Raw genomic sequence first — 16,474 nt, forward strand, 5'->3', positions numbered from 1 at the left:
AGAATTCGTCAAAAATTTGACAAAATATTTTAGTCCAATTAATAATTATTTTTAATTTCCTTAAGTGGAAACAAAAAAATCGACTAGATTATTAAATTTATTTATTATCTAAGGATAATCAAATGTTACTCAATCATCTTAATTTTACTATTGATTTCTTATCTAAACTTAATGTGCATTTGTGTCTTTTGTCAGGTGATCCCAGTCGCACCCGCATGATCGCCGAGAAATATTTGCGTAAATCCGAATTGGTCTGTGATAATCGCGGATTGCTTTGTTATATCGGAGAAACATCTCTAGGTATGCCTATTATTGCAGCAACTTCTGGTATGGGAGCGCCTTCAACAAGTATTGTAGTAAATGAATTAGCTCAAGCCGGGATAGAAGTTATTATTCGAGTAGGAACAACAGGATCTATACAAAAATATATTGCACCAGGTAGTCTTATTGTAAATTATGCATCGTTATGTAAACAAGGAGCGGCAAAAGATATTGCTCCTAATGAGTATCCTTCTGTAGCAAGTCCATTATTATCGACAGATCTATATCATACTGCAAAAGGAATTCACCCGTCCGTTTATTTTGGTATCAATGCCTCAGTCGACACTTTTTATGAAGGGCAAGAGCGGTATGGCAATGCTAATCCACATTTGTTAAGGAAACAGCAAGGACTTATTCAGGAATATCAACATTTAAATATTTTAAACTTTGAAATGGAGACAGGAACATTATTTAAAATGGCAAGTGTTTATAAATTTCATGCAACAAGTATTTGCGGTGTGGTTGCCGCAAGATATTCAGGCAATGAAGAGTCTGAAAAAATAATGCACAATATTGTAGATGATGTTACAGATAAAACTATACTATCTGCCTTAAAAACTTTAGAAAATATTCAAAGCGGAAAATTGATCTTAAATAATTAATTTACATCTTTTCTGGGGAATGAATACCGAGGAGTGATAATCCTTCAGAAATTATTTTTTGCGTATTTTGAACCAAGGCAAGTCGTGTTTCTTTAATATTTTCTTCTGCATTCTTAATAGGGCATAGCTCATAATAGCGATTAAAAGATTTAGCGGTATCATAAAGATATCCAGTTAATATTGAAGGGCGATTTTGCAGTGATGCTTGTAAAGCGAAATCATTAAAGCGAGAAAGAATAAACAATAATTCTTTTTCAGCAGCTTCGTTTAAAATAAATTTGATTTTGTCTTTGGGCTGACCAAGTTTATCGAGTATACTTGTACAACGTGCATGCACATATTGTAAATATGGACCTGTTTCTCCATCGAGCTTGAGCCATTCTTCGAGTGAAAAATTAATTTGGGTGTTGTTGTCAACACGGAGCATTCCATATTTAAGTGCACCGATGGTAATATTTTTTGCTGTGAGCTCAATTTCTTCATCTGTCCATTGTCCACGATATCTTTCTAGGTAATCGTTTTTTACTTTTTCTTCCATTTTATAGCGGAGATCAAGAAGTTGTAGACCATTTAGTTGTCTGGAACTGAAGGGTTTTCCATCTTCTGTGTTAACAGTTTCATATGACAAATGCACTGATTTCGCAGCTTGAGGGTAGCCCATCAGTTCAGCCGTTTTAAACAATTGTTGAAAATGGAGTTTTTGTCGAGAGTCGACCACCACGATTGATTTTGTGACTTTAGGATCGGCGAATTTACGGGTGATTAAATCGAGATCTTTTGTTAAATAAAGGCCATTTCCGTCTGATTTTAAAAACATGGCAAAACCTAATTTCCATGGGCTTAAATCAATGCCTATCGCTCCATTGTCTTTAATAAAGAATCCTTCTTCAAATTTCTTTTTAACAAGAATTTTGGATGGAGTGTGGCATTCACTTTCAAAGTACCAAATATCAAAATGAGAATTGAGCCATTTATATATATCTTTTAGATAGTTTAGGCTCCATTCACGGGTTTCTTTCCATAATTCAAAATATTCACCAGCAGAATTGTCAAGCTGATTGAGTATTTCAGAGATGTTTTGTTTGATTTCTAATTCTTGCTCAGTTCCTTTAGCTTGTTTAAAAGCTTCATCTGCTTCCGCGTACATTTGTCCAAGCCAACTGCTTTGGTTTTCTTTAGGCAATTCTTTTTTGCTTGGATGTGTTAAATACCAGATTATTTTCGCAACATGTGTGCCTAAATCCCCTGGATAAGTCGCACGTACAACCTGGTTGCCTGCATATTCTAAAAGATTGCAGACAGCATCGCCTAAAACGAGGCAGCGCAAATGACCAACATGCATAGCTTTGTGGGTATTGGGCTGCGAGTATTCAACAACGACTTTGTCTTTTTCATTTTCTTTTAGGAGCTCTTTTTTGAAATATTCTCCCGTTTTTACAGCTGAAGAAAATGATTCTGCAAGCTTTTCAAATTGACAATGAAAATTTAAATAAGCATTTACACAATCTACTTTTTCTACAAGCTGATGTGCTTTTGCGTTTAAACTTTGGGCAAGCTCTTGGGCAATCTTCTGCGGTGCTTTTTTAAACGCTTTTGCAAATAAAAAGCAAGGAAGTGCGGCTTTTCCCAAGGAAAAGTCAGGCGGAACTGTCAATTGATTATAGACGTCTTGTTCCGCAATTTGAAGTTCTAAACCCGACTCCTGTGCAAATTGGTTTAATTGAGCGCAGACAATTTGAGCTATTTCAGATTTAAAGGGGTCGTGTAAGGTCGGCATTTTTCACCAGAATTATAAAAATGTTAAAGCATAACTAGAATGGCATTCTGAGAAGCTGGGTCAAGAAATGCTCCCATCAGAGCCATAATATGGACGATACGTTATTGCAAAACCTAAACTGTGTCTAGAATTCTTAGGACTTAATTGTTAATTTTTATTGGAGTTAATTGTCAAAACGAATGACTTCATTGACACTTTCAATTGGAATAACAAAGAAAGGTTTTTCGGCTTTCTCAAGAAGTTTAAGAATATGTTCTTTTTCTTGTTGATAATTGCGCAGAGGGATATAAATCTTTTCAAAACCTAATTTATAAGCCTCTAAAATCCTTGGTAGAGCATGATTAACCATGCGCACTTCACCGGATAAACTGACTTCTCCAAAAAAAGCGGTTTTTGCAGGTAAAGGTTTGTTAAATAAACTCGAAGCGACTGCGGCTGCGGTGGCAAGGTCAATGGCAGGTTCAAAAATTTTAAATCCACCTGTTACGTTCGCATACACATCGACATTGGATAGGTACAGTCCTGCACGCTTTTCGAGAACCGCTAAGAGTATGGTAAAGCGATTCGTGTCGAACCCAGTTGCCAAACGTCTGGGTGAGGCAAAAGAAGTTTTCCCAACAAGAACCTGCACTTCTATAAGTAATGGGCGGGTGCCTTCCATACTTACTGTGATAGCAGCTCCTTCACTGTTTCTTTTGTTTTCATCTAAAAAAACAGAACTTGGGTTTGGGATATCAACTAGGCCATGACCTTGCATAGCAAAAACCCCGATTTCTCCCGTTGAACCAAAGCGATTCTTGTTTGCCCTTAATATTCTGTAACCACTTGAAGTGTCACCTTCTAAGTGCATAACCGTGTCAACCAGGTGTTCAAGAACCTTTGGCCCCGCGATCGAGCCTTCTTTTGTCACATGCCCAACAACAAACGTTGAAATCCCTTCACCCTTTGCGATTTGTAAAATGAGATTTGTGCATTCTCTTATTTGGCTTACATTTCCAGGGCTTCCGGGAAGTTCTGGATTATAAACAGTTTGGATCGAGTCAACTACGAGAACATGCGGACAAATTTGTTTGGCGGCATCGAGAATTGAATGAATGTTTGTTTCGTTTGTCACCAAAATATTTGGGTTGAGTGAGCCTAAGCGCTCAGCTCTGAGTTTGATTTGTGTGCAACTTTCTTCACCACTGGCATAAAGAACTTTGAATCCTCTTTGGGCAAGTCCATTTAAAGCTTGTAGGAGTAGAGTTGATTTACCTATTCCAGGATCGCCGCTTAAGAGAACTAGGCTTCCCACAACGAGTCCACCCCCTAAAACGCGATCGAGTTCTGGGACACCACAAAATATTCTTTTTTCTAATTTTTCTTCGACTTTTGGCAGTGGGACAACTGTAGCTTTAGTTGAATTATGGGTAAAATGTGACTTACTCACAGTTTCTTCTTGAATTGAATTCCAAGCGCTGCAATCTGGGCATTTGCCAAGCCATTTCGGATGGGTTGCTCCACAGGAAGTGCAAACAAAGATTTGTTTAAAAGAATTTTTCATCCATTTCCCCGTTCAAAACACCCAAGCACTTCGTAGTGCACTGTATGACCAAAAGCATCGAAAAGATTTAGATTTTTTAAGCGAAAACCACCTTCAAGCAACACACGTGTGTCTCGCGCAAAACTCGCAGGATCACAGGCAAGATACACAACGAGGGATTTTTTACTACAGAGTTCGACAATCTTTTGCATGGCTTCGATTCCTGAACCCGCGCGGGGAGGATCAAGAATTAAGAGATCGACTTCTTTATAATTTTCAGGTTGTTCTAATTTCTTTTTAAATTCTTTATCAATAAATATTTCAACGTTGTTTATGATACCTGTTACCGGTAAATTTTTACAGTTATTATTTAATGAATCGATGGCTTCTTTTATACCCTCTACTCCAAAGCACTGAACATTTAAATCAAATCTTTTGCCTGCAAAATAAGGAAGAGCAGTAAAAATTCCTGCACCAGAATAAAGATCCCAAGCTATGAATTGTTTTTTTTCACTTTTACTTTTTATAAAAGATTTTAAAAACTCATCCGCAGCTTCTTTAATATGTTGATAATATAATGCAATACAATCCATATGAGGCTGAATGAAACTTTGTTTTTTTAAGCGAAATCGAGGCAGTTCAGGATGTTTTAAATGAATAATTTGCTCATTTTGAATGGTCAAATATTTTTCTAAGATTGTTAAACATATTTCTTTATTTGGCTCTTGATCAACATTAAACTGAGCAATATTTAATACAACTTTCTCATCATCGCATTCAGTGAGTTCTATTTCACATTCCATTTGTCGACTGAATTTTTTCTCTTGTATCTCATTGAATGCTTTACTTAAATTATCTTTTAGAAATGCAATTTTTTCATTTATCTTTAAACTCGATATCAAACAATGCGAAATATCAACAATATTGTTTGAATTATTTTCTTTGAAACCGAGATCTTTTCCATTAAAATGAAAGCGCACTCTCCGACGATAATGTTCTTTTTTTAAATAAATAAGTGATAATATTTTCTCTGATAAATTAATATTGGTAGAATCCCATTTCCCAATTCTTTTTAAAGTTTCAAAAAACCAGCGGGATTTAAACACGGATTGCATTTCGGGGGCAATATGTTGAAGCTGACAGCCACCACACTTGGAAATGTAATTGCAAGGAGGTTCGACCCTGTGTGGTGATGGATTTTCAATTTTAAGGGCAATTGCATTTTTAAAATTAGATTTTTTATGAACAATTTCAACCTTTGCTGTTTCATTTTCGATCATATCTTTTACAAAAACAATAATGCCATCCTCACTTCGAGCAATCGCTTTTCCATCAGTGGACATTGCATAAGAGGTTAAAGTTTCTTTTTCATGCTTTATAGATGGATTATGATTTGCTTTTAAATGTGACTTTTTTGAATGAAAAGATTTTTGACGATTGCGATGATACTGCATAGTTTGAAACTTTGCCTATTTAGTAGGTGATGGCCATGGCTGTGAATTTTGGATAATGATATTTGTTTTTTGAATTTGTATGCGAGAACCTTCAGAAAGGGTTTCTATTTTTGAAGTACTAGAAAGCGTTTCTGAAAAAAACTTTATATAAGTTGGCTTTTCTTTTTCGCTGCCAACTTTTTTAACATTTAAAGTTCCCTTTTTCATAAAAATTTCACTGCCCGTTATTTTTCCTGGTTCTCCTAAACACTCCAAATTACCGTTCGTTGTGATTCGAGAAGCAAGAATTGCTTTCTCAACCTTTATGTTACCTTCAACAATAAAACAACTCGATTGAATAAAGTTTGCTTCTAGGTTTCCATTTATGATTATTGCTTTGGTATCATCATGAGCTTGATTAGTTTGGATACCACTTAAAGCGACTGCGTTTCCATTGACTTTGATGCCTGTGGCAGACCAGAATTGTTCGCAAGTAAAATCTCCATTTATCACCCAATCGAGAGATCCAATAATATCACATTTTGCTATGACGCTGCATGGAAACTCAATTTTTTTCATTTGGTCGACGCGCAAATTTTTAATGGTATAAACGGGTTCAAATTTAAGTTGTCCTTCTGGTGAAACAATAACTTGCCCCCCCTTATCACAAACAAGTTCACCTTTTTCGTTGGTTGTGAAGGCAGGATCGGGAGTCAGGACAATTATTTTTTTAGGTTCACCTTTTTGTGGAGGCATTGGAAATTCTTGGCCAAAAATAGATTTGGCAGGAGATGCAGGGGCTGCTTGTTTAATGATAGCAAATGGAATATTGGGACGGACAAGATCCTTTGGCATCGTGATAGGATTGAGCCAGCGGATTGTAGCTCCTTTTGTTTCAGTATAAGGAATTCCTTTAAGAAAAAGAAAATCTTTAGAAAATTGTGGGGGTTTAGAACTTGCAGCCCGCTTTATTTCTTCAAAGGCTTCAGGCGTCGGTTTTAAAATATAACCCAATTTTTGCAAATAGACACATATTTGTTCATAATTTAAATGTATAACATCTGGGGAAATATGAGATTTTGCAGGTATATGGGCTGACATACCATCCGGTGATGCTTTGATCGTAAAAAAAGTTTTTGTTGCAGGAGAAGGAACTTGACCCGAGGGTGGATTAGTAGAAGAATTCATCTCAGATCTCCAAAACACATTTCTTTTATACAGTTGTTACTTTAATTGTAGCAGAATTTTAAAATCAATCAAAGAAATAGGATTAATACGCATTAGGATGGATTAATCCTTTAAAAGGAGTCAAAAAAACGATTTTCAAATCAAGCCACATACTCCAATTTTGAATGTACCATAAGTCACATTCAATTCTTTTTTCAAGTGAAGTGTTACCACGCCATCCATTTATTTGAGCCCAACCCGTTATTCCTGCTTTTACTTTGTGTCTTAACATATACCCAGGAATTTGAGTTTTAAAATTTTCGACAAACACAGGTCGTTCTGGTCTAGGTCCAACGACACTCATATCACCCTTTAAGACATTTATAAATTGAGGTATTTCATCGAGACTTGTTTTACGGAGCCATTTACCAAATGGAGTTGTACGAGAGTCATTTGCTTTCGCCCAAACAGGCCCACTTTTTTCTTCAGCATCGACATACATTCCTCTAAATTTATAGCAGTAAAACATTTTTCCATCGAGTCCCATTCTTTCTTGTTTGAAAAAAACAGGTCCTGTGCTGCTTATTTTTACAAGAATAATACATAATAAATAAATAGGTGAAAAGAATATAAGAAAAGATAAAGAAAAAATAATATCAAAAAATCTTTTCGCAAAGCGTCCGGAATTGTGTAGACTGGATGAATTGAGAGCAATGGAAAGAATGCCTTCAATTTTTATTGATTTAGGTTCAAAAAATATTCTCTCCCCTAAATAAGGTATGAGCAAAATTTCTGAGAGATTTTTATCGAGATGCTCATAAATTTCATTTACATGTGCTGTTTCTTCTGCACTTGGAATGATAAAAACTAAACTTATATCGTTTCTTTTTAAAATTTTACTTACAACATCGACTTCTGTAAATGTATGGCACGATATAAGATCTAAGTTCCAATCGCTGCGTATAGAGATCGCTTCTTTTATTTTCAGGACCTGTGGTCCATTTCCAATAATAATAGCTTGCTTCTTTTTTTGATTATATTTTAAATATATTCTATTAAATTTTCTTACAAAACTTCGACCAATTGGGAAAACGAGAGGAAGTATAATAAAAAATATTAGCAATGTTAATCTGCTAAATCTGTGTTGATAGAGAAAATAAGATAGAGTTACAAAGATGAAAAATGCAATTGTGTGTTTTTTTATGATTTCGAAATTTTCATCCCATATCTTTTTTTTCTCAATATTTCTGCTGTAGACGTGTGTTGCTATGAAAATAAATAAATAACTGAAAATGAGTAATGGCCATAAGCGTAAATAGTTTATTAAACTTTCTTTATCTTCTAAGACTTTTAATAAGTCGACATTGAAACGAATAATAAATGCCAAAATCCATGAAATAGAGATGCAAAGTAAGTCAGAAATCGCTTTAAATATATTGAGTTTTTCAGAATGTCTGCTCAGTAACATTTTGTTAACCTTTTATAGCAAGTTTTCATTTTTTAAAGTTGCGATGACTTCATGGGAAAAGTTTTTTTGGAAATTTTCAATCGAGAATTTCTCGACTTGTTTTTTCATATTTTTGAGATCATTTTCAGATAAATCACGCTCAAGTGCTTTTAAAACTGCATTGAGCATGCATTCATTCGAATTTTCATTAAAGGTAAAACCAGTCAATTCATGTATTATTGTTTCTTTAGTTCCTCCCTGATTTGGGGCAACGACCCATAAACCTGATGACGTTGCCTCTAATGGAACAATGCCGAAATCCTCAATTGCTGGAAATAAAAGAGCATGTGCCTTCGAAAAAATAATTGGCACTTCTTCATCAGATGGATTGAGAAAAAATTCTACATTTTTTTTGAATTTTTTACGTGCCTTTATAATTTCTTCTCCATGACCTGCAGCTATAACTTGGACTCCATTGTGTATTAGAAATTCAAGAGTTTCATACATTTTCTTATAAGGAGTCCATGCACCAAAAAGTAACACTTTTCTTTTTTGAATAGATGCACAAGATATTTTCGCATTTTTTTGGAAAAATTTTGTGTGAATTGGGGGATAAATTACCGTAGAGTTCTTACCATAAAATAATGAGCATCTTCTTGCGACAAAATGACTATTTGTAATTAATTTATCTATTCTAATAGAGGATGTGATATCCCAAATGCGTAATCGATTGAGAAGAATTCTCCTTAAAATTTCTATTGGACGTATAATACTCGGACTTTTTATGAAATAACGGTGCTCTTGATCCCAAGCATAACGCATCGGGCTATGAATATATGCTATGTGTAACCCAAGCGGTGGAGGAACGATTCCTTTAGCAACACAGCTACTACTAGATATAATTAAATTATAATTTGATAAATCAAAGCTTTCAATTGCTATGGGGAAAAATGGTAATAGTGTTTTATAAAACTTTTTAATAAAAGGTATTCTTGCTAAAAATGATACTTTAAATTGATGAGTGTGCTCAAGCTTGAGGACTTCCTTTGGATTGCCAAAAAGATAATAAAGATCAGCATTTGGAAATAAATTAAGAATTTGTTCAAGAACTTTCTCACCACCCCTTCGGGAAAACATCCAGTCATGCACAACTGCAACTTTTAAATGTTTAGTTTGATTAATAAAATTTTCTTTATCCAAATATTTTACTTCCTCATTTCTTATTAAGCAAATGAATCTTGAATGTATGATTAAGATTATAGATTCTTTTCTCTTCCTTTGTAAAGTTAAATTGGGATTTAGGTCTGATTTTTCTTTGATTAGATGAATTGAAAAAGAAAAGTTTACTTTAAAAAACAAGATTGTTTATTTTTTGTTCAATTCAGGGGAGTATTTTTATAATTTATAAAATAATTTTTAATTTTTCAATAAAAAATAAAATTATATAAATTATTCAGATTTTATATTTTAACCTTCTTATGGGCAGGCTCGGTAATTTTATGAAGCTCCGCATTGTCATATTTGATTAATAATGTTTCACACCGACGGACAATTACCTTACCAGGGGGGAGATTTTTACGCTTTTCAATATCTGCTCGGGTAGCTATTTGCACATCAGCACTTTGAGCGCGACTGTGTTTCGAATGGTGAACGGCAAGTACGGAAGCTTCGCGCAAGGATTGCATGGAAGGTTTATTTCCTTTAGGTTTTTCTAACCACACATGGCTTCCTTCACCCGTTAAAACGTGAATCCAAGTGTGATGGGATGGCATTAATTTAATCATTTTATCGCCATCTTCTGCAGAGCGAGCCACTCGAATAAATTCCCCTGTTGAGGCTATAAATTCTTTAAATGGATATCGCTTCGCTTTTTCTTCACGGATTTTTTGCGCCTGTTCGCTTTCAGTCAGAGAAATATCAAGCATTCTGCATAATCTTGAAATAAGAGGGAGATCTTCTTTAATCAGAACATAATCGAGTGCATATTTCTCGAATTTTTTAAGATCGGTTTGCAGATGTATGTGCTTCTCTTTGTATGCTTCTACTGCATTCTTTAATTCTTCAGCACTGTCAATTATTAATTTTTGAAAATCATATTCCGCTGTTTTACTTTCAGCAATGCGAGATGTTAATTCTTGTCTTCTTCTTTTTAACACATCGATTTCTGCATGAATTTTGTTGAGAAGATCTCCTGGTTTTTCACTTTTCTTGAGAGAATAAAATGCAGGCATGCCAAATTCTTCTATGAACTGGGGCGGTACATACCAAATAACTGAATTTTGTGGCCATAAATAAAAATGAGTTTTAAATCCTTCGCTTTGTCGTTGTAAGCGCAATATTTCTTTGTCATCTGGTAAATCTGCTTTTTGCCGACTCAATCTGCGACTTAAAAATTGTAATTTTGTTTTTGCGCTTCTTCTTATGTGGGTTGGTAAAAATTCGAGCGCAGAAGTTAAATGTAGAGGAATTCCTGTTTGTTTTAATTTTAATTCATTTATTTCTGTAATTGGATTTGCTATTATTTTTTGCGGTTCAATATTTTCAATTTGTGGCAAAGGACAATAAGAGATAAGAGGATGCTCGAAGCAAGCCCTTTTTTTTGTTTTTGTGCAATCTTCACTCCATTCGCACCAGCTTTCAAAGAAAATATCTGTGTCAGTAAAATTCATTCCGTACTGTGCTCTGTAGCGAACAGGAATGGTGGTGTATTTTTTAGCAAGAATAATTCTTGGTGGTTTTGCATCTAAATCTAAAATAAGACAATTTGGTCCATCATTTATTTCTTGGAAATTTTCAATTTGTTTATTTGCCTCAGCAAGTTCTATAATGATAGATATAGGAGAGATTGTTGCATATGCAGAACAGATTTTTCTTCCCTGTATATATTTTCGAGAAATTTGTACGATAGAATTTGGTTGTTTTAATGTTGTTGGTTTGAGCCGAGTGGTTGATATTCCACTTTCCCCTTTTTTCATGGAAAGTAAAATTGCACTTCTATCATCTCCAGGTTTATAAACGGATAATATGATATGTCCTTGTTCCGATGCGGTTATTTTTTGTAAACTTGTGTTGATTATTCGATGCAGTGGTTGGGCGAATTTCCTTGTCCAAATTGCAAGTTGAGCCATACCAGTTCTTAATTCTTGAGAAAATTCAGTTTCTTTCACGATGATCTTCCTATGCTGCTCTTTCATTAGCTAATTAGGTTGACGACATTCATGCTTACAGTATTGTTCCTAGTGTGTCTATTCTCAGATTGGAGAGTGCCGAGTGCAAGAGTTACAAGATATTTACCGTTTGCAAGCCTTCGTTACAGTGGTTCAAGAAGGCTCCCTTTCTTCCGCAGTGAATAAACTTCACATCACTCAGCCAGCTCTATCGGCAAGACTCAAACTTTTAGAAGAAGGTTTAGGATGTCCTCTATTAGAAAGAACAGCACGGGGTGTGCGACCAACTTCTATGGGAAAACTTGTCTATGGAATTGCGGTCGATATTTTAAAAAGAATGGGCCAGTTACAAACGACAGTACGTAATCATCTCGAATTACGTGAAGGTTTTGTCCACTTGGGTGGAGGAGCTACTGCAGTTGCTGGAGTCTTTCCAGATGCAATCTCTGCATATAGAAAAAAGTATCCGCAAATTCAATTCACTTTGCACGAAAAAGACTCAGCAACTGTCATAGAATCTTTACATGATGGCTCTGTCGACGTTGGGCTTATCACACGGAATCCATTTATTTCGCAAAATGAAGATCCGCTCGTTGGCTTAAAAGTGCATGCAGAAATAATCGATTCTTTAGAAGTCATTGCCGCACCAGAGCACCCATTGGTGCAAATGTCTCAAATGCTTGAAAAGCAGGGAAAAGCTTTGTTACCTATACATATCAATCGGCAACCTATGATTTTATTTGAAACAGGCAGCGCTATTTATGATATTATTGAAATGGAATTTAGAAAATTAGGCATTCGGCATCGGACTGTTATGACATTAAGATCTGCACAAAGCATGATTAAAATGGTTGAGAAAAATATCGGTTTAAGTATTGTGAGTGCACATTCATTAAGAAATGAAAAAGGCATTCATATTTTAAAAATCCAAGGATTAAAAATGGAACGTTCCATTCTTATTTGCTCTGTCTTAGATCGTGAATTAACTCCTGCGGCTTCAGAGTTTGTAAATGTTCTTAAGCGTATATATAATTAAGGTTACAGTTTAATGAGTTCTCCTTTTCACAATAGTCTTTTTCACTTTTTACTTTCCCGTAAAGAAAATTTAATTTCATCACATGTTGCAATTATGGGTGGTGTCAGTGGATCTCGTTTTGCTTTTGAAGATAAACTTTTTGATCTACCCCTTGTGATTTTTGACTTTGAAACGACAGGGCTTGATACACGTACAGCAAAGATTATAGAAATTGGTGCTATCAAATACTTAGGACGCAAAGAAGTGGCACGCTTTTCTGAATTGATCGATCCCAAAGAAAATGTTTCGGAAGAAATTACCCGCATCACTGGAATTGACAACAGTATGTTAGTTGGCAAACCTTCAATTCAGGAAATTCTCCCTAAATTCCATGATTTTTTAAGAGGTTGTGTGGGTTTTGCCCACAATGCTGAGTTTGATGTAGGTATGTTGCATCATGAATCATATCGTCTTGGAATTTCTTGTGATTATACAATTTTTTGTTCATTAAAAATGGCTCGCTCACTGGTAAAAATAGAGAGACGTAACTTGGATGCACTTGCAGCCCATTATGGTTTGACATTTGAATCGCGTCACCGTTCTATTGGCGATATTTTAGTTACAGCAGGTGTGCTTTGGCGTATGATAGACGAGAACCCTGAGTTACAGACAATTGCAGATTTTTCGTCCTATCGAGAACCAATGTTAGGATAGATAAAATATTGGGAAAATATACGAGTGAAATATAAGCTAAACATATTTTTATTTTCTATATTAACCATTATTACAAATTTTTTATTTTTCTTTAGAGTAATTAACAAAGACTTAGCTTGGCTGTCATTTCCGATTTCGCTCCTTTTTTTAAATTGGTTGGATCTATTTATTTTTAGAGGTCTTTTCTTATATAAAAACCTGTCTAAACAAAGAATTGATCTCAATTTAAATGCTGCAGGAATAAAATCACATTCATTGCATAAAAAATTAATACTTAGAATTCTTATAGTCAGTTTGCTTTCACTAAGTGGTTTTACTTATTTTATGAAGGATGATCTAAACGAAACTATCAATTATATTTCTGAGAAATTTAAATTTACTCAGCCTTATATAAAGATAGAGCATCCAACATATTCAGAAGCCTCAACAGAAGAAATTAAACTTTCAAATAATAACATGAAAATATTGTTAGATACATCATCTTATTTAGAATTTAAAATAAAAAACTTTAAATCAAATACGAGTTGGAAGCTTAATATAAAATATAAAAATTATGATAAAGACAATGAATACAATTATCAATTATCGGAATCGGGTGTGTGGTCATCTTCTGTCGCTTCCCTTTATGAAAATTTAAAGAAAGATAAGAATGAGCTTGCTACCGTTAATAAAAATGAAGTTAAAATTGTAGATTATACTTTAACTAATGGTACAGATCAGTTTATTGGAAGCATTGAAATTACACCGACTCCCTTACCAATTCTAAAATTTGAGCATGTACAAATGCCGGAGCAAGATATAGCTAAAAGTATTGGTAAACTTTATTTTTACTTAAATGCATCTTCTTCTGTTCCTTTGTCTTTGATTTCTCTTTCTATACGGACGAAATCTGGATACCATTTTGATAAAACAATTGCTGAATTTGCAAACGCTTCTCAGCTTTCTTTTGTTTCTGAATTAACTGAGCTTGTGACTTTAGGTATTCCGTTTATGCCTGAAGACACTCTCTATGTAAAAGCAATAGCAAAAACTGTGCTCACTGATATTATTGGGGAGTCAAAAGAACTCGAGTTTCCTGTTCGCACTCCCATGCAAGTAAGAAAAGATATTATATTAAATTTGGAAAAAGCTTTAAAAAATCTTAATTCTATTAAATCTTTTATTAATTCTGAAAAGGAAAAGGTTTTTGAGCCGCTGGCAAAAAGCGCTCAATTGGCAATGCAATTAGGGCGCTCCGGCATGGTGCGAAAAAATATTATTGAAACAATGAGTTATGTTGAGAATATTAATAAAAAAAATGATAAATATTATAAAGATTCAGTAAAAAAAATTCAATTAACACTTGATATGCTAAAGCGACAACAGAAAATGGAAGAAGGTGGTAATCTTCTCGCACGACTGCAAAATTTAAAGTATAATATCGCAAAATTAAAAAACTCGGAAGGGAATTTCGATGAAATTCTTGCTGAGACGAATGATCTAAAAAATAAGTCAAGTGATTTAAATAAACAATTATTAATATTATCTCAACAATCTTCTTATGGATTATCTCAACTTGAAAAATCAATTGTCCAAAATATTTTACAAAGTGATAAAACTTTTGATAAATTAAAAGAAACTGAGTCACAGCTCAAATTAAAAAATTTTAATGAAGCGCAAAAAAATGCCCAAACAGCGGCTGAAATGGGTATGAGTCATCTGGGCACAGCTATGCAAATTCTCCAACAAGCAAGAAATCGGACAATCCAAGAAGCGCGCAAGAATTTACAAAATGCGGACAACCATATTGAAAAAACAAGAGAAAATGAGAATAGAAATATGGTTTTGCAGGAATTGGCTCAAGCAAAAAAAAGTTTGGATAAAACACCACAAATTAATGATGATTTTAATGAGTCATTATCTGAAGCAAAAGAAGAGACATCGGCTGCGCAACAAAATGCTCAGCTTGAAAATTCAAGTGAAATGGAAAAAAGTAGACAATTAGCGCAATTTGCTATAGAAAAAGCCCTAATGAGCTTGCAAAATGAAGAAGATAGTGACAAGGATTTACAAAAGGAACAAGATGCGCGCGCTTTTCGTTCATCGATGGATGTGCTTGCCGCTCAAGGCATGCTCGATTCTAGCTGGAGAAAAAAAATTCTTGAAGAAATTGCGCGCCTCAAAAGCCATGGAGAGCAATCCGATTCTCCCATGATCCGATATCTTGAAAGTAGGCTCCGATAAATGCAAAGTAATCAATATCGAAAAAAAATAAAAGGTGTTTCTTTCCATCATCGAAGTTCTCAGCCTATTTATAAAAAAAATAAAAAGTATTTATCTGAATATTTTGATTTAGAAATTTTAGACAATCAAATAAAAATAGAAACACCTTTACCCATGTATGCTCAAGATATTCGTAATCTAATGTGTGATCAAGGTCGAAATATAATCAATACTTTTGTCTCAGAATGCGTTGATTCCATAGCAAAATGGACTGGAATAATTAAAGCTATGGAAAGATGTTTTATGAATGAGAATCTTTATCAATCCGAATTATATCTTACAGAAAACTTTTGTGATGAAAATATATATAAAAATAAGGAACTCGAGATTTTTTTATCAACAAAAAGTCTCTTAGCATTGTGGCGTCATCGCCTAGCAATGTTAGAAATGATTGTTGAAGCGCAGGGTTCGCTCAGAAATATTAAATATAAAATTAATATAAAAAAGTAATGCCAGCAGTATATCTTTCGTCATAATAATTTTTTGAATTTAAACGATAGCCTGAAGGCGATATTTTATAAGCAACTTTGAAACGTAAATATTCTGTGATATAAAAAGATAAGCCACCTCCTAAATTCCAAGTTAACTTTTGATTTTGACAAGTCGCATCATTGAAATAATCGCGAGAACAAACACTTCTCATCAACAAACCACCAGAAATGGAGGGATTAACATACACCCAATTCGGAGAAACTATTAAATTGATATATGTGTCTGAGGTGTCGTTTTCTTGTTTTAGAGTCCCACTTGGCAGGATGAGACCTTTGTTTATCAACGAATTTTTGTAATCATCTGAATATTCGTAAATATCTTGAGTGAAGCTTTTTCCAATGCCCAGTTCAAAAAATCGATTGAGTGGAATTCCCAATTCTAATCCCCAAGTAAATTGAGTGTTTTTATACGTTGTGGAGAATGTTGTTTCATAATTCCCGTTAAAAGTTAAACTAAAGTAACGAGCTTCTCCTAACGCTTCCCTATTTAATAAAAAAGCATACAGAGAAACGAACAAAAAAAAATGTATTACAAATAACTTTCTCAATGCTTCTC

13 protein-coding genes are annotated in these 16,474 nt (G+C 34.3%); 5 read left to right on the forward strand and 8 right to left on the reverse strand.

Features of this window, described 5'->3' with window-relative positions; genetic code table 11:
- Positions 1-122: 122 nt before the first annotated feature.
- Complete coding sequence (locus tag EZS29_RS06610) at positions 123-923, forward strand: nucleoside phosphorylase (protein WP_130607793.1); 801 nt, start codon at positions 123-125, stop codon at positions 921-923.
- Position 924: 1 nt separating this feature from the next.
- Here EZS29_RS06610 and argS read toward each other — a convergent pair whose 3' ends face one another.
- The 7 genes from argS to EZS29_RS06645 form a co-directional block, all read right to left on the reverse strand.
- Complete coding sequence (gene argS, locus EZS29_RS06615) at positions 925-2,700, reverse strand: arginine--tRNA ligase (RefSeq protein ID WP_130607795.1); 1,776 nt, start codon at positions 2,698-2,700, stop codon at positions 925-927.
- A 163-nt stretch (positions 2,701-2,863) separates the two neighbouring features.
- Entirely contained in the window at positions 2,864-4,243 is a 1,380-nt protein-coding gene (gene radA / locus EZS29_RS06620) for a DNA repair protein RadA (protein WP_130607797.1), read from the reverse strand.
- Entirely contained in the window at positions 4,240-5,676 is a 1,437-nt protein-coding gene (locus tag EZS29_RS06625; protein WP_130607799.1) for a class I SAM-dependent RNA methyltransferase, read from the reverse strand. The genes radA and EZS29_RS06625 overlap by 4 nt, the downstream gene beginning before the upstream one ends.
- Before the next feature lie 15 nt (positions 5,677-5,691).
- Entirely contained in the window at positions 5,692-6,843 is a 1,152-nt protein-coding gene (locus EZS29_RS06630) for a FapA family protein (protein ID WP_130607801.1), read from the reverse strand.
- 82 nt (positions 6,844-6,925) lie between these two features.
- Positions 6,926-8,290: an undecaprenyl-phosphate glucose phosphotransferase gene (locus EZS29_RS06635; RefSeq protein WP_130607803.1), complete on the reverse strand. Its 1,365-nt coding sequence runs from the start codon at positions 8,288-8,290 to the stop codon at positions 6,926-6,928.
- 12 nt (positions 8,291-8,302) lie between these two features.
- Positions 8,303-9,469, reverse strand: a complete 1,167-nt coding sequence (locus EZS29_RS06640) for a glycosyltransferase (protein WP_130607805.1) — start codon at positions 9,467-9,469, stop codon at positions 8,303-8,305.
- A gap of 260 nt (positions 9,470-9,729) precedes the next feature.
- Complete coding sequence (locus EZS29_RS06645; RefSeq protein WP_172603814.1) at positions 9,730-11,436, reverse strand: NFACT RNA binding domain-containing protein; 1,707 nt, start codon at positions 11,434-11,436, stop codon at positions 9,730-9,732.
- A gap of 103 nt (positions 11,437-11,539) precedes the next feature.
- Between EZS29_RS06645 and EZS29_RS06650 the strand changes: the two genes are divergently transcribed.
- From EZS29_RS06650 to EZS29_RS06665, 4 genes are read left to right on the forward strand one after another with little or no spacing between them, the layout of a single operon-like run.
- Positions 11,540-12,472 (forward strand): LysR family transcriptional regulator, encoded by a 933-nt coding sequence (locus EZS29_RS06650; RefSeq protein WP_130607809.1) that lies wholly within the window; start codon positions 11,540-11,542, stop codon positions 12,470-12,472.
- A gap of 12 nt (positions 12,473-12,484) precedes the next feature.
- Complete coding sequence (locus EZS29_RS06655; protein ID WP_130607811.1) at positions 12,485-13,165, forward strand: 3'-5' exonuclease; 681 nt, start codon at positions 12,485-12,487, stop codon at positions 13,163-13,165.
- Positions 13,166-13,189: 24 nt separating this feature from the next.
- The gene (locus tag EZS29_RS06660; RefSeq protein ID WP_130607813.1) at positions 13,190-15,388 is read left to right on the forward strand and encodes a hypothetical protein; all 2,199 of its coding nucleotides are present in this window, start codon (positions 13,190-13,192) and stop codon (positions 15,386-15,388) included.
- Positions 15,389-15,877 (forward strand): hypothetical protein, encoded by a 489-nt coding sequence (locus EZS29_RS06665; RefSeq protein WP_130607815.1) that lies wholly within the window; start codon positions 15,389-15,391, stop codon positions 15,875-15,877. It abuts the gene before it with no gap.
- On the opposite strand, the gene EZS29_RS06670 is transcribed toward EZS29_RS06665, so the two are convergent.
- Positions 15,861-16,466, reverse strand: a complete 606-nt coding sequence (locus EZS29_RS06670; protein ID WP_130607817.1) for a hypothetical protein — start codon at positions 16,464-16,466, stop codon at positions 15,861-15,863. The genes EZS29_RS06665 and EZS29_RS06670 overlap by 17 nt on opposite strands.
- Positions 16,467-16,474 lie beyond the last annotated feature (8 nt).

The sequence above is a fragment of the Fluviispira sanaruensis genome (assembly GCF_004295685.1).
Lineage (GTDB): Bacteria > Bdellovibrionota_B > Oligoflexia > Silvanigrellales > Silvanigrellaceae > Silvanigrella > Silvanigrella sanaruensis.